Raw genomic sequence first — 23,580 nt, forward strand, 5'->3', positions numbered from 1 at the left:
ATACCTCAATGCACATTCATTTTAGAAAACACTTGCAGCATGACCACACCCGCTACTATTAAGCCAATCCCCACCACCGCCGGTAAATCGGGCTTTTCACCGAACACCACTATGCCGACTAAGCTGACCAGCACAATGCCTAGGCCCGCCCAAATCGCATAGGCAACCCCCACCGGCAGCGTACGCAGTACCAGGCTGAGCAAATAAAAGGCTACGCCATAGCCCACCACGACCACCACGCTGGGCAATGGACGGGTAAACCCCATGGACGCCTTTAAGGCACTCGTAGCGATCACTTCAGCCACAATCGCCAGCACCAGATAGACAAACGTCATGTTCGCTCCAAATCAACACATAAACGCCACAGTGCCTGGCCACTTCGAGCATACTTAGCCTCGAACGGCGTTAAATAGTCATCTTTAGGCGCAATTTCATTCACCACTGCCTGTTGACCGGTTACCTGCGCCACCGCCAAAGCAAACTCTTCAACATAAAGTGACCAGTTGGAGCGCAATTCAAGGCGCCCTCCAAGCGCCAACAGTGTGGGTAAAACCGCATGCCCATGCCAGCGCATTTTCAGGTGCCCCGACTTGGGGTAAGGGTTGGGATAAAGCAGAAAGTGGTACTCTGGCGCCCAGCCAGCTTGATAGGCCAAACGCCAAAAGTCGACAAGATCGGCCCTTACCAGCAGCGCATTGTCAGGCAACTTGCCGTGATCCCGCCCCAGGCGATCCTCGCTACGATCAACGCCAATCACCGCATGGGCGGGGAACTGCGCCGCCAGTTGGCGTGTCGATACCCCTACGCCACAGCCTGAATCAAGTATCAACGGTGCTTGACGGCTAGCTAACCACTCAGCCGCCAGGGCAAAATTACCCTGCGTGTGTGCGGCGATCGGTTTACGCAGTGGATGGGTCAGCGCGCGATTTACTCGACGGGCCAAATCCTGGTGCGGGCCTGGCTGATTAGACGTCACTGTTCGGGAATTATGCTGCATGCCATTACTCGGCTGAAAAGCGTAATTCTATCAGTCTCGAACGCTTGCGGCATGACGGCGTTGCGCACCCGGTGCTATGATCACGCCTAACGAATGTATTAGTGACCTTATTAAGCGCATGGTACTGGGCCAGATCTGCCATGACCGTTGCCAATAATTGTTACCACCACCGTATTAAGAGGAACCCGGCTTGTCACACTTACCGGTGATTGTCGGCATGGGCGGCATCAATCCCGCTGGCAGAACCTCTGGCCATCAGGCCTTCCGCCGCACTGTGCTTGATGCCCTTCCTGCTGACCAGCAACGCCAGACACTGGAAGGCTTAGCGGCGCTTATGCGCCTAGTAGAGCACTCCGAAGAGGGGTGGCACGATAGTCGAGGCCAACCCATAAAGGCCCCGGCACAGTCGCTGCGTGATCAGGTGCTTAACCATACCCTGATACGCCGCAACGAAGACCCGCGCTTTCTCGACCCCGGCATGCCGTCTAACCGGCAAGCCAGCATGCAGTTAGCCGAGCCGCTACGTTTTACTCTGCGCCGCCGCCAACTGCCTGAAAACCTGCCCGCTGATTGGCAGGTGCGCGATATTGATGCCCGTGAGGTAGAAGTGAGTGTACCCGCAGGGGTGCTGGAAGTACTGCTGCCCGACGCCCAGCCACCCAAGGTGCGCGCGGCGGCTCAGCTACCCAGCGGCTTTGATCCGGCGAGTCTCTACCGCAGTGTGCACCACCCCCGTGGCCTATCGCTGGCGGTATTTGGCGCCAGCGACTGTCTGGGTGCCAGCGGCTTGTCATGGGAGACGCTACGCCAGCAGTTAAACCCAGATCATATTGCCGTGTATGCAGGCAACTCTATCGGCCAATTGGACGATCAAGGCTGGGGCGGCTTACTGAAAAGTCTGGTGAGCGGCCAACGCGCCACCTCCAAGCAGATGCCGCTGGGCTATGGCCAGATGCCTGCCGACTTTTTGAATGCCTATGTGCTGGGCAGCGTAGGTGGCACCGGCGCAGCATTAGGCGCCTGCGCCAGCTTTCTTTATAACCTGCGCCTGGGTATTGACGATATTCGCGCCGGACGCCGCCGTGTGGTGATGGTGGGTACCGCTGATGCACCCATCACCCCGGAGATTATCGAGGGCTTCAGGGCCATGGGCGCGCTGGCCGACGACGCGGGCTTGAAAGCCTTGGACGCGCTTGAACTACTCACCGATAGCGACTATCAGCGCGCCTGCCGCCCCTTTGCGCGCAACTGCGGCTTTACCATGGCGGAAGCCAGCCAGTTTGTGCTGCTGATGGACGATTCGCTGGCAATGGAAGTCGGCGCGGATATTCTTGGCGCGGTGCCGGACGTATTCGTCAATGCTGACGGTTACAAGCGCTCAATTTCGGCACCGGGAATTGGCAATTACATCACGCTGGGCAAAGCGACTGCCCTGGTGCGCGATATGCTGGGTGAAAAAGCCCTTAAAGAGCGCAGTTTTTTGCACGCCCACGGCACCAGCACCCCCAAAAACCGCATCACCGAATCCCATGTGTTCGACGCAATTGCCCGCGCCAACGGCATTAACGACTGGCCGGTGGTGGCCATCAAAGCCTTTATCGGCCACTCCCAGGGCACCGCAGCGGGTGACCAATTGGCGAGCGCCCTAGGTAGCTTTGCCCACGGCCTTCTGCCGGGGATTCCCACCCTGGATGCCGTCGCCGACGATGTTTATGCCGAACGGCTGCGTCTTTCACAAACGACACAAACTTTTCGTGCGGACGCTGCTTTTATTAATGCTAAGGGCTTCGGCGGCAACAATGCCACTGGCGTGGTGCTGTCACCTGCAGTCACCGAGCGCCTGCTGACTCAGCGCCACGGCGCAGACGCGGTAAGCGCTTGGAAAACGCGCCGGGTCGCAACCCGCGAAGCGGCAGCGGCCTACCTTGCCCAGGCAGACGTTGGCCACTACGCCCCACGCTACCAGTTCGGCGAAGCGGTACTGGAAGGCCCAGAGTTGGACATTCATGCTGATCGGATTCATATCCCCGGTTACGCGCATGCTGTCTCATTAACCAGCGATAATCCGTTTGGCCACCTGGACGAGGAGAGCGAGGAATGACCACTCGCAAGCTTAATATCGCCGTCTACCCTGGCACCTTCGACCCTATCACCAACGGCCATTTTGATCTCATTGAACGTGGTGCACGCATGTTCGACAAAGTGGTCATCGCGGTGGCGGCAAGCCCCGGCAAAAGCCCCCACCTCGACCTGGAAACACGTATGACGCTGGCAAAAACGGTCTGTGCGTCGCTGCCCAACGTTGAGGTGATTGGCTTCTCGACCCTACTGACGACCATGATGCACGAGCAGGGGGCGACGATCATTCTGCGCGGCCTGCGCGCGGTCTCCGACTTTGAGTATGAGCTACAGTTGGCCAATATGAATCGCGCTCAGAACCCAGAGCTTGAGAGCGTGTTTTTAACCCCTGCGGTGGAAAATTCGTATATTTCATCAACCATCGTGCGTGAGATTGCCAAGCTGGGTGGCGATATTTCCCCTCTGGTGCATCCACAGGTCGCCGAAGCGCTGCGTAACCACTACACTAGCTAGCCAACGCTATTGTTGAGTAAAACACTCAGGTACTTGTCAGCCTGGGTGCGAACGCCATCTGCGAGGTATGCCCATGGCCCTGATGATTACTGACGAGTGCATTAACTGCGACGTCTGCGAGCCCGAATGCCCCAACGATGCCATCTCCCCCGGCGAGGAGATCTACGTCATCGACCCTAACCTATGCACCGAGTGCGTCGGTCACTACGACGAACCTCAGTGCCAACAGGTCTGTCCGGTGGACTGCATCCCGCTTGATCCAGAACGCCACGAGACCCAAGAACAGTTGATGAAGAAGTACCGCATCATTACTGCCGTCTAAGCTGAATGCGCATTTGGGCCCTCGCCTGGCCAATCATCCTTTCTAATATCACCGTCCCGCTACTTGGGCTGGTGGATACGGCTGTGGTCGGGCACCTGCCCGACTCCCGCTATCTGGCGGGCGTCACTCTCGGCGCTACGCTGTTTAGCTTCCTTTACTGGGGCTTTGGCTTTTTGCGCATGGGCACCACGGGGCTGGTCGCCCAAGCCATGGGCCGTGAGAGCGACTCGGATGTGCGTAACCTACTGGGGCAATCGCTGATCATGGCGCTGGTAATCGGCAGCTTGCTGATTGTATTTGCCTCGCCGCTGATTACGCTGGGGTTGTGGCTGTTAGATGGTAGCGAGGTAGCCTCTCACTTAGCGCGAGAGTACGCTCATATTCGTCTCTGGTCTGCGCCAGCAGTGCTTGCCAACTACGCCATTCTGGGCTGGTTTTTGGGCCAACAGAATTCCCGCGTCACGCTAATGATTCTGCTGCTCACTAACAGTGTCAATATCATCCTAGATTTATGGTTCGTGGTGGGCCTAGGCATGACCAGCAACGGCGTAGCCTGGGCCAGTGTGATCGCCGACTACAGTGCGTTAGCCTTTGGCGGCTATTTAGTGCTGCGCCAGCTAAGCCGCCTGGATGGCCATTTTTTACGCGAGCGTCTGCTGGCACTGGCAGCCTATAAAGCGCTGTTTAACGTCAACGCCAACCTGTTTGTGCGTACCCTTGGCCTTCTGTTTGCCGTGGCGTTCTTTACCGCTCAGGGCGCCCGTCAGGGCGATATAGTGCTCGCTGCCAACGCTGTCCTGCTGCAATTTATTATGCTCACCAGTTACGCGTTGGATGGCTTTGCCCATGCTGCCGAATCGCTGATTGGGCGCGCCTATGGGCGCAAAGATTGGCGTGAGTTTGCGACCACTGTGCGCGCCGCCGCGCATTTTTCATTCTGGACAGCGGGTGTGGCCGCTCTGCTGTTTGCGCTGGGCGGCAATGCGCTGATCGCGCTGCTCACTGGTCTTGAAGAAGTACGTGCGACCGCGGCGCAGTATTTGCCCTGGATGGTCGTCATGCCGCTGATTGCGGTATGGAGCTACCTGCTTGACGGGGTATTTATTGGCACCACCGCGGTGCGTGAAATGCGTAACAGTATCTTTATCGGCCTTGCCGTCTATCTGCCCGTTTGGTGGCTAACCCACGGACTGGGTAATCATGGGCTGTGGTTTTCATTTATGCTGTTCATGCTGGTTCGCTCGGCGGTGCTGATCTTCTACTATTTTGCCCACTACCATCGCCGTTATCGCCATACTCACTGGCGTTAAACGATCCACGTCTGACCATAACTGCAATAACGTGAGATTAGCCGAGCAGCTTCAACGTGAAAAACACCGCACTCCCCCGTATATTAGCTATGTACTTGCACTGCGTAGGCACTTCAAAGACCTTGTAAAAATCTTGCTTAGCCACTTCCTAATAATGAATAAAGAGAGCATCCCATGCTTAAAATGATCTCAAAACCGGCGGTAAAGCTGGTGGAGCGCTATCTCCCCGACCCATATATTTTCGTGCTGCTGCTGACGTTAATTGCCTCGGTCGCTGCGATTGCCATTGAGCGCCAAACACCGCTGGCGGTGCTACGCTTCTGGGGCGATGGCTTCTGGGGGTTGCTGACCTTCTCGATGCAGATGCTGCTAGTGCTGGTCACCGGTTTTATGCTGGCAAGCTCACCACCGGTAAAACGCATTCTGCAAAAAATCGCCGGTACCGCTAAAACGCCAGGCGGCGCCATTATCCTGGTCACGCTGGTGTCATTGGCAGCTAGTTGGATTAACTGGGGTTTTGGCTTGGTAGTCGGGGCACTCTTTGCCAAAGAGCTGGCACGACTGATCCGCGTTGACTACCGGTTACTCGTCGCCAGCGCCTACTCAGGCTTTGTGGTATGGCATGGCGGTTTGGCGGGCTCGATACCGTTGACCATCGCCACCGAAGGGCATTTTTCCGCCGACCAGATTGGCGTGATTGGCACTGGCTCAACGATTTTCGCCTTATTTAACCTCGGTATCGTGGTCTGCCTGTTCATTGCCATTCCGTTGGTAAACCGCATGATGCTGCCGGATGAGAAGGACAGCGTCTACGTCGACCCCAGCGTGCTGAATGATGAGCCGGAACCCGTTGGCCGTCTTACCCGCCCGGCGGAACGCCTGGAAAACAGCGTGACCCTCGCCCTGCTGGTCGGCGTTCCAGGGCTGCTGTTCTTGCTGGATCACTTTTTGCTGCGCGGTGGCGGCTTAAACCTTAACGTGGTCAATTTTCTGTTCCTATTCCTGGCCATTGTGCTGCACCGCACGCCACGCAACCTACTCAATAGCTTGAACGAAGCGATTAAAGGCGGTGCGGGGATTGTTATCCAATTCCCCTTTTATGCGGGCATTATGGCCATCATGGTTCAATCTGGGCTGGCAGAAAGCATGTCCGAGTGGCTGGTCTCTTTTGCCACCGCCACGACACTGCCATTCTGGTCGTTTATCAGCGCAGGGATTGTCAATCTGTTCGTACCCTCCGGCGGCGGCCAGTGGGCCGTGCAAGCACCGGTGATGCTGCCTGCCGCCCAGGCGCTAGGGGCTGACATCCCACGAGTCGCCATGGCAGTGGCCTGGGGCGATGCCTGGACAAACCTGCTGCAGCCTTTCTGGGCGCTACCGGTACTCGCCATTGCCGGGCTTAAGGCCAAAGATATTATGGGCTTCTGCCTGATTCAGCTGTTTATCACCGGTATTATTATCTCAGTGGGCCTATTGTGGTTTTAATAAGCGCATGGTTCTAAACCAATAACCAGCGGCTGCCCGGCGGGAGGGGTAGCCGTTAACCGTTGCAAATAATCGCAGGAGCACCGTATGACAGACGCCGAAATCAGCGCCAACGCTGCCCTGCCTGGGCAGCACGAACTTTCCATGACCGTACTGATGACGCCCGACATGGCGAATTTCAGCGGTAAAGTGCATGGCGGCGCGATTCTTAAAAAGCTTGATGAAGTCGCTTTTGCTTGCGCCAGTCGGTATTCGGGCCACTACGTGGTGACACTGTCGGTGGATCAGGTGCTGTTTAAACAGCCGATTCATGTCGGCGAGCTGGTCACCTTTTTAGCCAGCGTCAATCATGTTGGCCGCTCGTCAATGGAAGTGGGCATTAAGGTCGTGGCTGAAGATATTCGCAATAAACTGATCCGTCATACCAACAGCTGCTACCTGACCATGGTCGCTGTGGATGAAGATGGAAAACCCGCCAATGTGCCGCCGCTCAGTTTGGCAACACCTCTACAGCAGCTACGCTTTGATAAGGCGGCTTTACGCAAGAAGTTACGCAAACAGGCCGAGAAAGAAGAGCTGTTCACCCAGCACCAGTATGAGCCTAATGCCCCATCACAGGACTAACCAACAACATAGACCTTATCAAAAATCAAAAACAGAGCCCTCGACATAAACCCCATCCAACGACAAGGAGTTCGTATGCCCGCCAGGGAACGCTACCCGCACCTGCCTAAAGCGGTTGAATACGCCCATATTGGTTGGGATTTTTTCATTTTGACGCTGGTGGTGATTAACCTCGCGCTGCTGCTGTTTGATTCACTGTTTTTACTTGGCCCTATTAACCAGGGCATCGCCAATCTCGCGCCCAGTTTTCACACCTTTTACGATGAGGCGATTCATAGCCGTTTTATCACCATCGACTTGGTATTTGTCAGCTTTTTTATCGCCGATGTACTGCTAGGCTGGACAATTGCTATTGCCGAGCGGCGCTACCACCGCTGGTTTTTCTACCCCTTCGTGCACTGGTATGACGTGTTGGGCTGTATTCCCCTCGCTGGCTTCCGCCTGCTGCGTATTCTACGCGTGGTATCGTTAATCAACCGACTACACCGCCTCGGCCTTATTGATGTTACCCACTGGTATATCTACCAATTTGTTGCCAAGTATTACGATATTTTACTTGAGGAGCTTTCCGACCGTATCGCGCTGCGGCTGCTGGGCAATGTGCAGCAGCAGATTCGTGCCAGCGATTCGCTGACCGAGCGCGTGATTGAGCGTGTCATCATGCCCCGCAAGTCGCAGCTAATTCATGAGATTGCCCAGCGATTAGAGAGCACTATCGGCAAAGCCTACCAGCACAACCGACAGTCCATCATGGCGGCGATCAGCGATTTGGTTAGCCGTACGCTGCGGGAAAGTCCCGAGATTCAGCGTCTTAACCGCCTACCGATGGGGCAGCAGGCCACCAGGGCGATGGAGGCATCACTCAGTGGCGTTGCCCAGCGACTCGTCGATGAACTGCTGCTAGGTATTCATTCCGATGAGTTTAGGCAGTTGGTGGAGCGCGCTGCCGACAGCGGCTTCGACACCTGGCTAACGGTTGACGAAGGCAGCAATCGCGTTACCGAGCAGGTGCTGTATGACATCCTCGAAATGCTCAAAGAGCAGATAAGCCATCAAGCCTGGAAAGACCGCTATGAATAACTCACAAGGTGGTGGGGGCTAACGGACGCTCGCTCAAACAGGCGGCGACGATACTTAATGCCTGAATGAGCTCGCTGCGATCCGCCGCGGCTCCAATGCATAGTCGAATCGCTTGGGGCGCTGGCGTACTGCCCACACAAAAGGGCTCCGCGCTGCTTACCTTGACACCCCGCTGCAGTAGCCGGTCACACAGCTCTACGGCCCGGCTTCCCTCTGGCAGTGTTAGCCATACATTACTGCTATGGGAACGCCCGCTTAGGGTAAACCCTTGCAGCCATTTTGCAGCCAACTGCTGACGCTCCGCTAACTCCTGGGTCTGCCAGGTAAGTAATTCTTCAGCCGCAGCCTGATTAACCCAGTGGCAGACCACATCGACCATTAGCGGTGGCACCATCCAACTTTGGGCGCGCAGGCCAGTCGCTAGCCGTTCGTGCAAACTCTTAGGCGCACGCAGCACGCCAATTCGCAGCCCACCCGCCAGCACTTTAGCGGTACTAAACACAAACAGCGTACGCTCCGGCGCAAGCTTATAAAGAGGTGTACCACGCTGTTCAGCGGGCAGATATTGCACACCGTCTTCAATCAGCCAGATATCATAGCGCCTCGCCAGCGTCACCAACTGTTCGCGACGCGACGCGCTTAAACACGCGCCGGTAGGATTGTTTTGCTCCGGCGTAAGGTAAATCGCTCTTGGCGGCTGCCGGGCACACTGCGCCTCCAGCAGATCCATGCGCATCCCTTCGCTGTCTTGACCAATCCCTATCAGCTTGAGATGTCCTTGCTGGGCTGCACTAATGGCACCGGGGTAGGTTAAGGCATCGGCGGCCAACAGCTCGCCCGGTCGTAGCAAGGTGCTGAGCGCCAGACTAATGCCGTGTTGACCACCTTGGGTGATCAGCAGTTCATCAGCCATCAATGGCATGCCTAAGCTATTTAACCAGCGAGCCAGCGCCTCACGATGCTCACGACGCCCCTGGGCATCTTGGTAGGTGACACCGCGCGCTAATGCAGCCCCGGACTGGCTCAAAGTGAGCAGTGCTTCACTCAGCAGCGCCTGCCGCAGCGGATGGGGAGGCGGCAGGCTAAGGCTCAAATCAATCACACCGTCTGTATCGTCAGCGGGAAACGTCAGGCTAACAGCGTTGTCTTGGCTTTGGTTCTTTACATAAGTGCCGCTACCCACCCGTGCCGACACCCAGCCATTGCGCTCAGCCTCAGCGTAACCCCGGGTGACTGTACCGATAGTCACCCCTAGCGCATCCGCCAAACGGCGTTGGGGCGGCAAGCGCTCCCCAGGCAATAGCGTCCCAGCCTCTATAGCGGCCTCAATGGCGCTGGCAATAGCGCGGTAGCGTGGACTAGAAAACTCAGCTAGCGAAGGCACCCACATTGTCATGGTGACAATAAAACCTTTGACGTCAATTTAATCCCCATTATGCTAACAATAGTCGCTCTAAAGCAACCTTCAATCCAAAATTGTATGGATACAATAAAATGAACAGCGAATGGTTAATTCTCGGCCCGGCCGCGCTCTATATGATGTCGATGACGCTTACCCCTGGGCCTAATAACGTTATGCTCACCGCCTCTGGTGCCAACTTCGGCTTTAAGCGCACGCTGCCGCATATGTGGGGGATCTTAGGGGGCTGCTTTTTACTCTTTGCAGGCATAGCGCTGGGGCTGGGCGTGCTATTTGAACGCTACCCAGCGATTCAAACCGCGCTGCGCTGGCTTGGCAGCGCCTACTTGCTCTATTTAGCATGGAAGATAGCCAGCGCGCCGCCGCCCAATCTTAACGCCCAAGCTCATAGCGTACCGTTTACATTTTGGCAGGCAGCGGCATTTCAATTCGCCAATCCAAAAGCGTGGGTAATGGGGCTAGCATTGATGGCGGGCTTTCTACCCGAAAGTGGCCAACCGGTATTTAATGCGCTGCTACTGGCAGGCTTTGCTGAAATGGTGGCACTGCCTTGTATTGCGCTATGGGCCGCCTTTGGTAGTGCGATTGGCCAGTGGATCAAAACGGATAACGCATGGCGGGCGTTCAACATCACCATGGGGATACTGACCGCCGCCTGCGTTGTACTGATCTTAGGTTAGCCGCAGCGCAGCGCTTCAATGCCATCTTGATCATCAAGATGAATGTTCAAGCGATCCGGTCGGTGATCCATAGTGGCCATATCGCCAGGCCGCAACACGCGCACTTGTTGAACACCGCTAGCGCTTTTTAACTGCGAAAAGCTAGCCTCATTGAAGGGTTCACCGATAGCGTATTGAATAGCGTCTAGATCACAGCTGGCAGCCTGCTCATCACTGGAACCGTTTGGCGCTACCGTGGGCGGCGGTGGTGCTGCGTCGACGTTGTCGCTGGCAGGGGAAATCGGCATTTGGGAACTGACACAGGCCGTTAGCAGCAGCGCACAGGCGCTAACAGCGGCAAACTTAACCAGGGTAATACGGGGTTTCATCCTTGAATCTCCAAAAGAAGGTTATGAGGATAGGCTATAAAACCCCACGAGCTAGGCGTTAGCCTAGCTCGTGGGGTACCACTTACGCTAAAACGCAGTCTTACTTATTTATTCAGCTGCATCTTGGACGGCTTTACCGCCTTCTTGCACATCCTGGCCAGCGCCAGCGATGGTATTGCAACCTGTTAGCACACCCGCTGTCATCAGCAGCATAAAGCTCATGGCCAATATTTTTTTCATTTTCCGTTCTCCTTAACGAGTTATTCAACATCGGGGAACTCCACTGGCAAATTAATTTGCCAGTTGGGAGTTTTTTCAGGGTAACAGCGTTTTGGCAATCGCGCTCGTTTTCCCTGCGCCACCTCGCGGCGACTATACTAACAATCACCTAAACCGCTGACTGGAGCCTTACATTTGATCAATTTCGAGCTAGATGAACGCCTTGCTGCCGACACCTTACCCATCGCAGACCTCCCGCTAAGCCGCCTGCTGCTAATGAATGACGCGCGCTACCCCTGGGTGATTCTAGTGCCACGCCACGCCTCTATCAGCGAAGTGTTTGAGCTTTCGGCTCACGACCAGCAGCAGCTTTGGCGTGAGGCCACCCAGTTAGGCAATGCCATGAAAGCAACGCTGGGAGGGGACAAAGTTAATATTGCCACGCTAGGCAATGTGGTTAGCCAGCTGCATGTGCACGTGGTGATCCGACGGCACGGTGATGCAACCTGGCCGGCTCCCGTGTGGGGCAACGGCTCAGCTAAACCCTACGATCTGGATGGTCAGGCGCAGTTACGCGACCAACTGCTGGCGCTTATCGATGGACTTGATATGTAGTTTAACCGTTACCCCGTTAATGGATGGCCTTGCCGCGCAGGCGGATCGTTAAGAAGCGGCCCGCTATCAGGCTGGGCGACGCCCGCCACGCTAAGTGAAATACCCAGCACCACTATCAAGGCACCGCCAGCCAAGGCTACCCAGCCGGTGGCTTTTTGCACGCTACGTTGGCTGTGCTGCTGCTTGGATAGGCGCCGCTGAGCCCAGCTTCGAGCAAAAATGCTCGCCAGCGCGAGCGCTGACACCGTTATTCCAGTGCCTATCGACATGGCCACTACCGAGGCCACGCCCACCTCAAACTGGCCCAGCAAGCTGGCCGCTCCTACCATCAGCACGGCACCGCTGCAGGGACGCATACCAATGGCCCCGACTGTCATCACCGCTGTCCGCAAATCCAACGCCTGCTGCGGCTCAATATGGTGAGCTCCACCGCAACAGTGGCTGTGGTCATGGCTGTGGTCATGGCTATGTTCATGGCTGTGGTCTTGATGATGCTCATGGGCTGGGCCGTGCAAATGAGCCGTTCGCCCTGGCTGGTAGGCTTGCCGTAGTTGCTTTACAGCTCGCCAACATAGCCACGCACCCAAGGCCGCCACCAGTAAAAAACTGGCCTGCTCCACCCAGGCAACGCTGCCCATGGCTTGCCGAGTCACCCAACCCAAGCCATACACCAACACCACGACTAGCACTATGGCGGTCACCCCTTGCAGTAACGAGGCAGCGAACGATAGGCCCAAAGCACGCTTGACCGCACCGCCGTGGGTGGCTAAGTAAGTCGCCAAGACGGCTTTACCATGCCCCGGCCCAGCAGCATGAAACACGCCGTAGGCGAAGCTAATGCTTAGCAGGCTCACCCATGTCGCCATGGTGGGGGTACGTGAAAGTTCGGTAATCGCCAATGTCAGCGAACGGTGCAGATCCCGCTGCCAACCGAGTAGCTGATAGCTCACGCTCTGAAATCCGCCTTGCCACACGATGATGAGCACTACTGCGACCAGCAGCAGACCCAGCATTAACCCTAAATGTCGTTTAAACGGCCGTGTTAATGACATTTTACCGCTCCACCGCCAAATTGTTACAAAGTAACATAAAAACATTTATAGTCGATAGGTTGAGCGTGACAAGCACGCCTTAAATAACGGCTAGCGGCAATCAACTTGGCCAGTTTCAGCAAAATAGCGTCCCAAGCCTGGCTCACCACTCTCATCCTTATCGAGTAGCGCCGCCTGCATCACCATTTCAGGATCTGGATCAGCAGGGAGGATAGCCAACTCACAGTCCGGCTCGCCGTGTAGTATCAGCGCGTCATCCTGGGGCTGGCCACCCTCCTCCTCGTGCACCACTTCGATGTAGTAGGTAGGGTCAAACACTTGGTAAGTCAGCAAAGCGTCTGTCAGCGGCTGTGGTGTTGCCAGCGGCAGAATAAACATAAAGGTTAGCCGCCCATCGCGTTCCATAGCGGTATATTCGCTTACCTCGCCCAGCGCCTGGGGCTCGCCGTTGATTTTCACTTCGGTTAAATAATGCTGCGCGGCGAGATTATCGCGAATCTCTCTGCCAAGCTGATCCAGCCCCTCCTCCAAACTGGCGTTTTCCACCTGTTGCAGCTCTTCAAAAACCACCAGACTGTAGAAAGGATCCATCCGCCAGGTTTGATGCAGGCCACTCACTACGCCCTGATCATCGGTGATGACCCGTACACTCAGATCGATCCAGCCGTGAGGGTGGGCACGAGCATAGGGGCTGACCAGCAGACTACTCATGGTCAACAAAACGGCGACTGCGCTACCAGCCCACTTCATGGCGCAACTCCCAGCTTATGCTGCAAGGCGACCAGCCAAGGGTCGAGCAACTGGGGCGGCAGTGGTTGGCTACCCCTCAACGCCGACACCCGCACGCGGCTACCACTGCCCTCATCGCTCACCTGTAGTTGCAGCCGGTACTCCGGCCAGCGGGCCAGCGATGCTTCCGCCCGCCCCAACGATAGATCCGCATGGCGAACCACATAACCCTGCTCCACCATCAGCTCGACGGCTTCGCGAAAGGTCTCTTCAGATGAAGTGCTATAAGCCAACTCACGAGGCTCCAGGGGCGTTGTTGTCGCGCAGCCGACTAATCCACCCAATAGTCCGATTAACAACCAGTGGCGAATCTTCATAACGGCCTCCCGGTTGCGGGGGCACTTTGGGCAAAGCGGGTTTGAAAACGCTGACAGAAATCGTCGTTGCTGGCACTGTAGGATTCGCGTAGATCACCCCAGTGATCAAAGCGGCGAATATCACGGGATATGCGTATATGCGCATCGTCAACCAGTAGCGACACTCGCTCAGACTCCACCGGCTGCTGGCCTACGCCACCGCCAAAACCGCTACCTATACCGAACCCCACACCGGAACCTCGGCCGATACCCAAGCCACCAAAGACCCGCATTCCGCGCCCATAGCCATAGGCATCATCGTAAGGGTCATAATAGCCGTGTAGCGGACGTTCGCGGCTGGCGCTAACCAACCCCAAGTTGGTATCAGTAGAATTCAAGGTGAAGCCCCACTCAGTGAGCACCTCAACGCTGGTTTCCAGCGCCCGCTCTTGTGTGACGGGAAAATAGCACGCCGCCGCAGGCGCGGGTTCCGCTTGCGGCAGGCGATCAGGAATCGCTTGGCAGCCAGCAAGTGCTAGCAGACAGGTTAAGCTTATGGGTATCGACTTCATGTTAGATCCTCTAACGGACGAGGCCGCTGGTTTAGCTCGCCGAAGCTAGTCATGCTTAAATGAAATGACATTGTAATGAAGACACTGTTTTGCGGAGAACGTGCTAATGAATGTTTTGCTTTGCCCCGACAGCTTCAAAGATGCGCTCAGCGCTCAAGACGCCGCGGCCGCCATGGCGCGAGGCGTACAGCGCGCCATGCCTGAAGCGCATGTTCAGGTTTGCCCGTTGGCTGACGGCGGCGAAGGCAGCTTGGATGCGCTAATCGCCGCTACCGGCGCTGAGCGGCGCCAGCTCAACGTTCATGATGCCCTGGGGCGCCCTCGCCAAGCAGCCTGGGGCTGGCTGAGCGACCAGCGTACCGCGTTTATTGAGCTGGCAGAAGCCAGCGGTTTACAGCACCTTGAGGCCGAGGAGCGCAATGCGCTGCACACCTCCACCTTTGGCGTGGGTGAACTGCTGCTGGCGGCGCTGGATCAAGGTGCTGAAAAAGCACTTTTACTGCTCGGCGGCAGCGCTACCAATGACGCAGGAGCAGGCATGCTGCAGGCACTGGGCGCGCGCTTTTTGGATCAAAACGACCAACCGCTGGCGCCCGGCGGCGCCGCGCTTAGCCAGTTGGCGAGCTTGGAACTTGGCGGGCTAGACCCGCGGTTAGCCAAGCTCTCCCTGGAGGCCGCCGTTGATGTAGATAACCCTCTGCTGGGCGAACGCGGGGCCAGCGCGGTATTTGGCCCGCAAAAGGGCGCATCGCCTGAAGAGGTTGAGCAGTTGGATCGTGCGCTTGGCCACTTCGCCGATATAAGCGCGCATGCATTAGGCGATGATTTCCGAACGCTGCCGGGCGCAGGCGCCGCGGGCGGTATGGGGTTTGCAGCCAAGGCGTTTTTAAATGCCACGTTAAAGCCCGGTATTGAGATGATTATGCAGCAGGCAGATATGGCCACGCTTTTGGCCCGTGCCGACTTGATCATCACCGGTGAAGGGCGCCTGGATGGCCAAAGCTTGTCTGGCAAAACCCCGATTGGCGTCTCCCGCGCCGCCAAGCGCCTTCACAAACCGGTTATCGTGCTGGCAGGCAGCCTAGGCGACGGCTGGCAGGCCTGCTTTGACGAAGGCGTAACGGCAGCGTTTGCGCTGGCCGATGGCCCCATGACTTTATCTGATGCGCTACCGCGCACCGCTGAACTGCTGGAAGCGCGCTGCGAAAGCCTGCTGCGGCTGTGGGTGCACAGACCTTAAAACAGACCTTAAAAAAGACCTTAAAAAGACCTTAAAACAACATGTGCAGCCCTTGAAAAAAGCCCTTATCGCCAGCATCTAATGCAGTAACCAAAGGGTGTCGGCAACGACATAACGTCGAAGTGCTGATAATGTCAAAGTACAGATGTCGAAACACTGATGCCAAAGAGCTATATCAAAAAGCTATACCAAAGAGCTATGGCAGCGATGCAAAAAACTTGTTTCACACTGGCGCTAAGGCACCCTATTCTGGTTACACGCATTAACCGCCGCCCATTGCGACATCAATACTGTTGCATAAACACTGCGGCATAAAGAGGAAGCAGGATATGACGGATACTAATAGCATTGGCCTACACGAAGGTAGCGCTAGTCAACTCGCCGAAAAACTTAACCACCTGCTGGCTAATTACCAAATTTTCTATATGAACGTGCGCGGCTACCATTGGAATGTACGTGGTAACGATTTTTTTGAGCTGCACGCCAAGTTTGAAGAGTTCTACACCGACCTGCTGACCAAAGTGGACGAGGTTGCCGAACGTATCCTGACCCTAGGCCACAAACCGGTACACGCTTACAGCGACTACGTAACGCTATCACGTATTCAGGAAGACAAAGACGTTCACGACGGCAGCACCTGCGTTAAAGGCGTACTCAAAGGGTACCAAACGATTATTGAGCTGCAGCGTGAACTGCTGTCGCTCGCCTCTGATGCCGACGATGAAGGCACCGCGGCGCAAGCAGGTGACTACATCCGCGAGCAGGAAAAAACCATTTGGATGCTTAATGCCTACTTGAGTAAATAAGCGTTTAAAAGGTTTTTATTCATATTGACGTCAAACGGCACCCATTGTGGGTGCCGTTTTCGTTGCGCTTATCGATTGCAGACGCGGACTAACGTTGCTCAGCAAGATCCTCAATCAACGCCCGCAGCAGCGACCAGAACTCTTCCACCGAGGCTAACTCGACCCGCTCATCCGGTGAATGGGCGCCGCGAATCAGTGGTCCAAAGGAGATCATATCCAGCTGCGGATATTTGCTGCCAAGAATACCGCACTCAAGCCCCGCGTGGATGACCTTCACCTCCGGCTCGCGGCCCAGCAGCGCCGCATGGCGCGCGTTAAAGGTCGCCAACAGTGCGCCGTCAGGATTAGGCGCCCAGCCCGGGTAGCTGTTTTCCACTTTTACCCGTGCACCGATCAACCCAAACAACGCTTTAAAGCGATCCGCCATGGCGACCACCGCGCTGTCGTGCAGTGAGCGTACCAGGGCGCAGAGGTGCAGCCGCCCATTTTCCAGGCTTAGTACGCCCAGGTTATTGGAGGTTTCTACCACCCCCGGCACATCGGCGCTCATCCTCTCGACCCCACAGGGGGCGGCATGAAGTGCGGCCAGTAGCATTACGCTGGCATCCAGGGTTAACGGCTCCGCGGTGGGCGTCTCAGCCAAACGCTGGGCGTTGATACTAAGGCCACTATCACCACTGCCCAACTCGGTTAACAGAGTCTTTTCCAACCCGGCGATTAATACTATCGCGGCGTCTACTTCATCGGCAGGCAGCGCCACTTGAGCAAAAGCCTCCCGTGGAATCGCATTGCGTAAGGTGCCGCCGTGATAGCTAATCAAGCGCGCATCAAATGCCTCAAGGGAGCGCAGCACCCTGACCAACAACCGGTTGGCATTCCCCAGCGGTTTATGGATATCCGCGCCGGAGTGGCCACCCTTCAGGCCGGTCAAGGCGATCTCAATAGTCCGCTCGTGGTCACCAACAGCGGCACTAGGCAGTTGTGCATCCACTTCCACGTCAGCCCCGCCCGCACAGCCAATATAGACCTGCCCCCGATCCTCGCTATCCAGGTTGAGCAGTAGCGAACCTTCGAGCCAGTGCTCAGCCAGGTTAAGCGCGCCCCCCATGGAGGTCTCTTCCTCCAGGGTAAACAGTGCTTCCAGCGGGCCGTGGCGAAGGTCAGGATCTTCCAGTACGGCGAGAATCGCCGCCACGCCTAGCCCGTTATCAGCCCCCAGGGTGGTGCAATCGGCGTGCAGCCAGCCGTCGGCTACATAGGTGCTAATCGGATCGCGGGTAAAATCGTGAGCGTGGCCGCTATTGGCTTGGGCGACCATATCCAGGTGACCCTGAAGCACAACGCCGGGCGCCTGTTCGCAGCCTGGGGATGCCGGTTTACGTAGACGTAAATTACCGAAGCTATCGCGGTCGTGGGCGAGGCCTTGGGCATCGGCCCAGCTTTCGAGGGTAGCCACCAGTGCCGCCTCATGCCCAGAAGGCCGCGGCGTATTACACAGCGTTCGGAAGTGGCGCCAAACCAATGAGGGCTCAAGCGCGTCAAGATGTGCGTTCATAAAGACTCTTCATTATCGATAACCGGCCTACTTTACCTCAATGAGGCTATTCACAGCGAGGCGTAGGGCTTTGAGGCCGTCATTATGGGCATCCGCCTGGGCACTATTTTGAAACGCCCAGGCGGCTAGCTGTTGATGTGCCTGCTGCTGTGGCTCGCTTAAACTGCGGTGGCTGGCTTCCCGGGCCAAGGCTTGCAGCGCCGGGCGGGCAAGGGCGGGGTCGCGATGGGCGGTGGCCACATCCTCAACATCCTGCCACTCGCGGTCACTTAGCGAAACGCTGGGCATTTGAGCGAGTAGCAATACCAGCACCGCGGCCGGCAGCGTCTTTAGCTCAAATGCCAGCAGACCGGGTAAACCTGCCTGAAAGCGCTCAATGAGGTCAGCCAGCACCGCCTCGCCTTCCGCATTCAGCGCTTTCGCCACCATAACAGCGAACTCACCGGTGGAGGTCTCCCGGCTAATCCCTAAGCGTACCGGGGTAAACCCCTGCGCCAGCCAAAAGCGTAGCAGCGATGCCTCTGCCCCGAAGGTCGCACCATAAAGTGCAACCCCCTGCTGCCTGGCGGCGACCATATCCTCTTGCAGCAGCATTTGCCCCAAGCCTTGGCGACGCCGCTCGGGGTGCGTCGCAATACGCGCTACCCGCCGCCAGCGGGCCGTTAGCGCCGTGCGGCTACCAGCGTGAGTCGCCAGCGACTGCGCCAACAAATGCCCCTGGGGGCGACGCTGACCACGGGCAACCTGATCGGCAAGGGCTGCCTCAAAGCCCCCCTCCTCCCTAGTGACCAGTACCGCCTGAGGCTCGCCTGCCTGCTCTATCGTGCGTAGCTGGGTAGCTGGACCGTCAAGCAGTTGGCGCAGGTCGTTGGGAGAGGTGCGGTAGTGGGACTGCACCAGCAGGCCAAACAGTTTTTCCAGCGCGGCGTCTTGCTGGGCAAGCCAGCCACGCTCAACCACCTGCGTTACTACTGCGCTATCATCCGGCTGCGCAATGGGCAGTGGCGCTTTTAACAACAGCAGTTGATTGACCAGGGCTTCCAGCGGGTCGCCGCTATGCCAACGGATGGGGGCATCCAACGTCAGCGCTTTCCATTGGGGTGTCAGCCGCTCCAGGGTCGCGCGAAAGCGTAGCGCAAACCCCCTTCCGGAACCCTCATAACCATGCACCGTGGTGGCGAAAGCAATCCGAGGAAAGGCGCTGAGCCAGTGCCCCAACAGCGCTGCGGGGATTGCTGCCGCCTCATCGACCATTAAATAACTGCCATCACCGCCCTGCCGTTGGGCGTTGATCTGCTCGGTAAGCACATCCGGAGGTAAAAAAATCAGCTCGCTGCCCTGGGCAAGCACAAACTGGCCAGGGGTAACGCGACGACCGTCTGGGCAAAGTGCCGCCACCCGCTCAAACACGCTTTCCACTGCACTCAGCCGCGGCGCAGTAATCACGATTCGTTGGGCTTTGCCCATTAGCAGCCGCGCGCAGGCGATACCCAGCGCGGCGCTTTTGCCACGCCCACGGTCTGCAGTCATCACCAGTGGGCGGCGGCGTTTCAAACCAACCAGTTGTTTCACCGCGAAGGCCTGATCTGCGGTCGAGCAGTCGCTATCAGTTGTTCCCGTGTCGTCTACCTTGCACAAAGGCAGGTAAGGCAGCTGCAACGACTGATCAACGCGCCAGCGCACTACCTTAGGTGAAGCCTGCAACTGACGCGCCAAGCGCGAAAGGTAGTGGCAACTCAGCTCGGACCAATGCCAGGGGTGATCGGCAAAACGCGCGTAGTCCGGGTCAGGCGACTCCTCCCACGGCTGCGGTGTAAGCAATACCAGCAGACCGCCGGCGGTGATCGTTCCCGCCAGCGCCCCCAGCGCCTCGGGATCAAACCCGCTGCCGTGAGTGTCGAGCACTATCAACTGGTGTTCTGCCCCCAGGCGCATGCGCGCCTTGCGTGGCGAGAGGTGTTCGTCTCCCACCCACAGCGGCGCTTGCCAGGTGTGGGCTTGACATAGCGCCTGTGCCATTGAGCGGCACTGCGAAGCATCGCCGCTTAGCCACACTAGCTGACGCCATCGGCGGCGGGCTAAACGACGTGCGTGATGCACTAATGAGGCCACCACTCGCGCTTGCTGTGAGTTATCTAACACGTGATTATCGGGCAAATGATTTCCTACTTCAGCGCGGCCGTTTCCCATTACGTTAGCCTATCCCGTCTTTCAGCGTGCCGCATAGCGCTTTAAGGCAGGCTTTTTGCTTACAACTTTGGTTCAATAATTTAACTACTTTCAACGCTATGAAGCGATTCCCCCCCTCTCTTTTTTTCTCAAAACACTCTATAACCCGCTGTTTAGATTGAACATATGAAATTTTTTATAAGAATCGATAGATAACACTGCTTACATTACTGATATTGCACCGCAGCGGGGTTGTTGTGCTAATTTAGCTCTGCAGCGCTAACAACGCTTGTTTACGTAAACGTAACTCAACAGTGCTGCACTTTCCTGCATTCAGGTAACCAACACTAATAACGCCACACGCCAAACCAGGAAATACATCATGAAAAAAATGACCAAATTCGCCCTCACCGGCCTCGCTGCTGGTATTGCCTTCGCTACGTTAACGACCACCGCCCAAGCACAAGAAGAGTGGACAATGACCACCACCTGGCCGGAAAACCTTGATCTAATCAAGATTGACCAGCACTGGGTGGAACTAGTCAACAAACTGGCGGGTGAAGAGCTGCAGATCAATTTCCGCGCAGGCGGAACGCTAATGCCCGGCACCGAAGTATTTGACGCCACTGAAACGGGCAGCATTGAAGCCGCAGGCGACTGGCCAGGCTACTGGGCAGGCTTAAACCCCGCCTTCTCGCCACTGGCGACCACCACCAGCCTGTTTAATGGCGTTGACTACCTCAACTGGATTCAGCAGTGGGGCGGCCGCGAACTGTACGAAGAGATTTATGGCCAGTTCAACATGGTTTATCTCCCCTACGGCATTACCAACAATGAGTCGGGCTTTATGGGCCGCACTCCAATTGAGAGCATTGCCGATTTAGATGGCAAGCGTCTACGTCTGTCAGGCCGCGACCAGGGCCGCGTACTCGAAGAACTGGGCGGCTCACAAGTCACCCTGGCAGGTGGTGAAGTCTACCAAGCCATTGAGCGCGGCGTTATTGATGCCGGTGAGTTCTCCACCCCGGGGGTTGATTTTAATGCCGGCTTTGCCGAAGTGGCCGACTACTGGGCAACCCCCGGCTGGCACCAGTCGGCTAGCGTATTTGGCGTAATGATCAATAAAGACGCCTGGGATGCGCTCTCCGAAGAGACCCAAGAGACCCTGCGTATTGCGGCAGACGCCACCATGGCTTGGTCATTAGCCTGGTCAGAGCGCCAGTCTACCGAAGCCACCCAGAAATTTATTGACGCGGGGGTGACGATCAACCAGTTCTCTGAAGAGGATCTGGCACGCATCCAGGAGGTCACCAACGAGGTTATTCTGCGCGGCGCTTGCGAAGACCCTGACCATGCCAAAGTCTACCAATCGATGATTGCCTATCTTGAGCACTATGCGACTTGGCGCGATGTTTCCGCACCCTACAATATGAGCCGCGTGATGGACAATCTGCCCTCACTGGAAGAGATCGAAGCCTGCCTGTAAGGCGCTTCTGTGCCGCCTCGGCTTCCGGGGCGGTTTTTTGTGCTGACCGCGGAGATCTTCCATGAATGCGATTGCTAAGGCGATCGATGCCATCAATGAAGCCTTCGGGCGCATCATCGCTCCATTGATTGCCATCATTACCCTGATTGTTCTGTTCGACATTGCGTCACGGTTTCTATTTGGGCGCCCCAGCGATTGGGCCTTTGACGTCACCAAAATGCTGTTTGGCGCCCACTTTATGCTGATGGCGGCCTATGGGCTAAAACATCACACCCATGTGGAAGTCGACGTACTGAAGCGCTTGTTATCGCGTAGAAAGCAAGCCGTGCTCGACGTACTCGGCTATCTGATTTTCTTTGTCCCCTTTATCTGGATGCTGATCACCCTGGGCTGGAGCTTCTTTGAACGCGCCTGGAGCCGCGGTGAAACCACCTATGGCATGGTCTCGATCCCGGTCTACCCAATTAAAGGGGTGATTGTGGTCGCTGCTATTCTGATCTTGCTGCAGGCCATTGCCATTGTGCTGCGTGCCATCATGCAGCTTCGCGAGGAGACATCAGCATGAACCTGAGTCCTGAATTACTCACGCTGGTGATGTTTGGTGGCCTTATGATCGGGCTGTTTATGGGCCACCCGCTGGCGTTTGTGCTGGGCGGTGTAGCGGTTATCGGTGCCTTTCTTGGCCCCGGCGAGCGCATCCTCGGCACCCTGATCAACAATATTTTCGGTAACGCCATGGACAACTATGTGTTGGTGGCGATACCGCTGTTTATCCTAATGGCGCGATTCTTGAACGACTCCGGCGTAACCGAGAAGATGTTTGACGCCATGCGTTTACTACTGGCGAACCTGCGCGGCGGCCTGGCGCTTACCGTGGTAATCGTTTCGGTGCTGCTAGCGGCTACCACCGGCATTGTTGGCGCCTCGATTGCGGTGATGGGCATGATTGCCTTGGTACCCATGCTCAAGTATGGCTACAACAAAGAGCTTAGCGCAGGCGTGATCATGGCCAGCGGCTGTTTGGGCATCTTGATTCCGCCCAGCATTATGCTGATCCTTATGGCCAGCTACTCACCGGTTTCCGTAGGCGCACTGTTCGCAGGCGCGCTGATTCCCGGTTTGCTGCTCGGGGTCATGTATGCACTCTATGTGTTGATTATCTGCTATATCAAACCCAGCTACGGCCCCAAGGTACCGGCAGAAGAGCGCGCAGAAGTCAGCACTAAGCAGCTACTGATTATGCTGGCGAAGTACGTGCTTCCGCCCATGGCGTTGATTCTGGGCGTGCTGGGCGCGCTATTTACCGGCGTCGCTACGGCCACCGAGGCCTCGGCCATCGGCGTGTTTATCGCCTTTATTCTGTTTTTGATTTTCGGTGACCGTAAAGTCTCCACCTGTTTTTGGACGATGATCGAAGCGGGCAAAACCACCACGATGGTAATGCTCGTGCTAGTGGGCGCCACGGCCTTTACCGGCGTGTTCTCCCGCGGGGGCGGTATGACCGTGATCAGCGAGCTGGTACTGGCCATGCCCGGCGGCACCATTGGGGCACTGATCCTGATGCTGTTCCTGGTGTTTATCCTGGGGATGTTCCTGGATTGGACGGGCATTGTCTTGCTGAGCTTCCCAATCATGCTGCCCATCGTCGAAACCATGGGCGTGGATATGCTTTGGTTCGTGGTAATGGTGGCGGTAGTGCTGCAAACATCGTTCCTGACGCCGCCCTTTGGCTACGCACTGTTCTACTTAAAAGGTGTCGCACCGCCTGGGGTCGAAATCGTCCACCTCTACAAAGCGGTCGTGCCCTTCGTCGCGCTGATTCTACTGGCGTGTACGCTGATGGCCTTCTTCCCGTGGCTGATTACGGGCCTGCCTAGCATGCTGTTAGGAGGTTACTAGGTCG

Annotated in this window: 25 protein-coding genes; 14 read left to right on the forward strand and 11 right to left on the reverse strand. The window is 56.6% G+C overall.

The features are described 5' to 3' along the window. Window positions 1-5 precede the first annotated feature (5 nt). Both J7J49_RS10460 and trmB read right to left on the reverse strand, forming a co-directional pair. Window positions 6-335, reverse strand: coding sequence for a DMT family transporter (locus J7J49_RS10460; RefSeq protein ID WP_064234120.1), 330 nt, complete (start codon window positions 333-335; stop codon window positions 6-8). Next, window positions 332-997: a tRNA (guanine(46)-N(7))-methyltransferase TrmB gene (trmB, locus tag J7J49_RS10465; RefSeq protein ID WP_215092325.1), complete on the reverse strand. Its 666-nt coding sequence runs from the start codon at window positions 995-997 to the stop codon at window positions 332-334. Before trmB ends, J7J49_RS10460 begins: the two co-directional genes overlap by 4 nt. Before the next feature lie 217 nt (window positions 998-1,214). On the opposite strand from trmB, the gene J7J49_RS10470 reads away from it, so the two are divergent. The 7 genes from J7J49_RS10470 (at window position 1,215) to J7J49_RS10500 (ending at window position 8,410) form a co-directional block, all read left to right on the forward strand. Beyond that, complete coding sequence (locus J7J49_RS10470) at window positions 1,215-3,098, forward strand: beta-ketoacyl synthase (protein ID WP_215092429.1); 1,884 nt, start codon at window positions 1,215-1,217, stop codon at window positions 3,096-3,098. After that, window positions 3,095-3,589 (forward strand): pantetheine-phosphate adenylyltransferase, encoded by a 495-nt coding sequence (gene coaD / locus J7J49_RS10475; RefSeq protein ID WP_064234118.1) that lies wholly within the window; start codon window positions 3,095-3,097, stop codon window positions 3,587-3,589. The genes J7J49_RS10470 and coaD overlap by 4 nt, the downstream gene beginning before the upstream one ends. A gap of 73 nt (window positions 3,590-3,662) precedes the next feature. Next, entirely contained in the window at window positions 3,663-3,911 is a 249-nt protein-coding gene (locus J7J49_RS10480; protein WP_215092431.1) for a YfhL family 4Fe-4S dicluster ferredoxin, read from the forward strand. A 5-nt stretch (window positions 3,912-3,916) separates the two neighbouring features. Then, window positions 3,917-5,221: an MATE family efflux transporter gene (locus tag J7J49_RS10485; RefSeq protein WP_215092327.1), complete on the forward strand. Its 1,305-nt coding sequence runs from the start codon at window positions 3,917-3,919 to the stop codon at window positions 5,219-5,221. Between the two features lie 174 nt (window positions 5,222-5,395). Further along, window positions 5,396-6,706, forward strand: coding sequence for a short-chain fatty acid transporter (locus J7J49_RS10490; RefSeq protein ID WP_215092330.1), 1,311 nt, complete (start codon window positions 5,396-5,398; stop codon window positions 6,704-6,706). 87 nt (window positions 6,707-6,793) lie between these two features. Then, window positions 6,794-7,330 (forward strand): acyl-CoA thioesterase, encoded by a 537-nt coding sequence (locus tag J7J49_RS10495; protein WP_064234115.1) that lies wholly within the window; start codon window positions 6,794-6,796, stop codon window positions 7,328-7,330. Between the two features lie 75 nt (window positions 7,331-7,405). After that, on the forward strand, window positions 7,406-8,410 hold the full coding sequence (locus tag J7J49_RS10500) for an ion transporter (RefSeq protein WP_215092332.1): 1,005 nt from the start codon (window positions 7,406-7,408) through the stop codon (window positions 8,408-8,410). A 1-nt stretch (window position 8,411) separates the two neighbouring features. On the opposite strand, the gene J7J49_RS10505 is transcribed toward J7J49_RS10500, so the two are convergent. Further along, window positions 8,412-9,806: an aminotransferase-like domain-containing protein gene (locus tag J7J49_RS10505; protein ID WP_215092334.1), complete on the reverse strand. Its 1,395-nt coding sequence runs from the start codon at window positions 9,804-9,806 to the stop codon at window positions 8,412-8,414. Between the two features lie 98 nt (window positions 9,807-9,904). On the opposite strand from J7J49_RS10505, the gene J7J49_RS10510 reads away from it, so the two are divergent. Next, the gene (locus J7J49_RS10510; protein ID WP_064234112.1) at window positions 9,905-10,510 is read left to right on the forward strand and encodes a LysE family translocator; all 606 of its coding nucleotides are present in this window, start codon (window positions 9,905-9,907) and stop codon (window positions 10,508-10,510) included. Here J7J49_RS10510 and J7J49_RS10515 read toward each other — a convergent pair. Together J7J49_RS10515 and J7J49_RS10520 are read right to left on the reverse strand one after the other, a co-directional pair. Then, entirely contained in the window at window positions 10,507-10,878 is a 372-nt protein-coding gene (locus J7J49_RS10515; protein WP_064234111.1) for an I78 family peptidase inhibitor, read from the reverse strand. The two genes, J7J49_RS10510 and J7J49_RS10515, sit on opposite strands and share 4 nt — an antisense overlap. A 108-nt stretch (window positions 10,879-10,986) precedes the next feature. Beyond that, a complete protein-coding gene (locus J7J49_RS10520; RefSeq protein WP_064234110.1) occupies window positions 10,987-11,118 on the reverse strand; it encodes an entericidin A/B family lipoprotein in 132 nt (43 codons plus the stop codon). Window positions 11,119-11,292: 174 nt separating this feature from the next. Here J7J49_RS10520 and J7J49_RS10525 point away from each other — a divergent pair, with 174 nt between their 5' ends. Beyond that, entirely contained in the window at window positions 11,293-11,712 is a 420-nt protein-coding gene (locus tag J7J49_RS10525) for an HIT domain-containing protein (RefSeq protein ID WP_215092335.1), read from the forward strand. A gap of 8 nt (window positions 11,713-11,720) precedes the next feature. Here the strand turns inward: J7J49_RS10525 and J7J49_RS10530 are convergent, their stop codons facing one another. From J7J49_RS10530 to J7J49_RS10545, 4 genes are all read right to left on the reverse strand, one after another. Continuing rightward, window positions 11,721-12,764 (reverse strand): nickel/cobalt transporter, encoded by a 1,044-nt coding sequence (locus J7J49_RS10530; protein WP_215092337.1) that lies wholly within the window; start codon window positions 12,762-12,764, stop codon window positions 11,721-11,723. Between the two features lie 90 nt (window positions 12,765-12,854). Beyond that, window positions 12,855-13,514, reverse strand: coding sequence for a DUF1007 family protein (locus J7J49_RS10535; protein WP_215092339.1), 660 nt, complete (start codon window positions 13,512-13,514; stop codon window positions 12,855-12,857). Continuing rightward, window positions 13,511-13,870 carry a hypothetical protein gene (locus J7J49_RS10540; RefSeq protein WP_215092341.1) on the reverse strand — a complete coding sequence of 120 codons (360 nt, stop codon included), beginning with the start codon at window positions 13,868-13,870 and terminating at the stop codon, window positions 13,511-13,513. The genes J7J49_RS10535 and J7J49_RS10540 overlap by 4 nt, the downstream gene beginning before the upstream one ends. After that, the gene (locus tag J7J49_RS10545) at window positions 13,867-14,421 is read right to left on the reverse strand and encodes a hypothetical protein (RefSeq protein WP_215092349.1); all 555 of its coding nucleotides are present in this window, start codon (window positions 14,419-14,421) and stop codon (window positions 13,867-13,869) included. Before J7J49_RS10545 ends, J7J49_RS10540 begins: the two co-directional genes overlap by 4 nt. A gap of 106 nt (window positions 14,422-14,527) precedes the next feature. Here J7J49_RS10545 and J7J49_RS10550 point away from each other — a divergent pair, with 106 nt between their 5' ends. After that, entirely contained in the window at window positions 14,528-15,661 is a 1,134-nt protein-coding gene (locus tag J7J49_RS10550) for a glycerate kinase (RefSeq protein ID WP_215092351.1), read from the forward strand. A gap of 329 nt (window positions 15,662-15,990) precedes the next feature. Continuing rightward, a complete protein-coding gene (locus J7J49_RS10555; protein ID WP_215092353.1) occupies window positions 15,991-16,467 on the forward strand; it encodes a Dps family protein in 477 nt (158 codons plus the stop codon). 88 nt (window positions 16,468-16,555) lie between these two features. Here J7J49_RS10555 and J7J49_RS10560 read toward each other — a convergent pair whose 3' ends face one another. Together J7J49_RS10560 and J7J49_RS10565 are read right to left on the reverse strand one after the other, a co-directional pair. Beyond that, complete coding sequence (locus tag J7J49_RS10560; protein ID WP_215092355.1) at window positions 16,556-18,022, reverse strand: aminoacyl-histidine dipeptidase; 1,467 nt, start codon at window positions 18,020-18,022, stop codon at window positions 16,556-16,558. A 27-nt stretch (window positions 18,023-18,049) separates the two neighbouring features. Continuing rightward, entirely contained in the window at window positions 18,050-20,212 is a 2,163-nt protein-coding gene (locus tag J7J49_RS10565; protein ID WP_215092357.1) for a tRNA(Met) cytidine acetyltransferase TmcA, read from the reverse strand. Window positions 20,213-20,573: 361 nt separating this feature from the next. Between J7J49_RS10565 and dctP the strand changes: the two genes are divergently transcribed. The 3 genes from dctP (at window position 20,574) to J7J49_RS10580 (ending at window position 23,576) form a co-directional block, all read left to right on the forward strand. Further along, the gene (dctP, locus tag J7J49_RS10570) at window positions 20,574-21,677 is read left to right on the forward strand and encodes a TRAP transporter substrate-binding protein DctP (protein ID WP_035585590.1); all 1,104 of its coding nucleotides are present in this window, start codon (window positions 20,574-20,576) and stop codon (window positions 21,675-21,677) included. A 61-nt stretch (window positions 21,678-21,738) separates the two neighbouring features. Next, window positions 21,739-22,242 (forward strand): TRAP transporter small permease subunit, encoded by a 504-nt coding sequence (locus J7J49_RS10575; protein WP_064234100.1) that lies wholly within the window; start codon window positions 21,739-21,741, stop codon window positions 22,240-22,242. Continuing rightward, window positions 22,239-23,576: a TRAP transporter large permease gene (locus J7J49_RS10580; protein WP_215092360.1), complete on the forward strand. Its 1,338-nt coding sequence runs from the start codon at window positions 22,239-22,241 to the stop codon at window positions 23,574-23,576. Before J7J49_RS10575 ends, J7J49_RS10580 begins: the two co-directional genes overlap by 4 nt. Window positions 23,577-23,580 lie beyond the last annotated feature (4 nt).

Origin of the sequence: Halomonas sp. ISL-56, assembly GCF_018612805.1 — a bacterium.
Classification (GTDB): Bacteria; Pseudomonadota; Gammaproteobacteria; order Pseudomonadales; family Halomonadaceae; genus Vreelandella.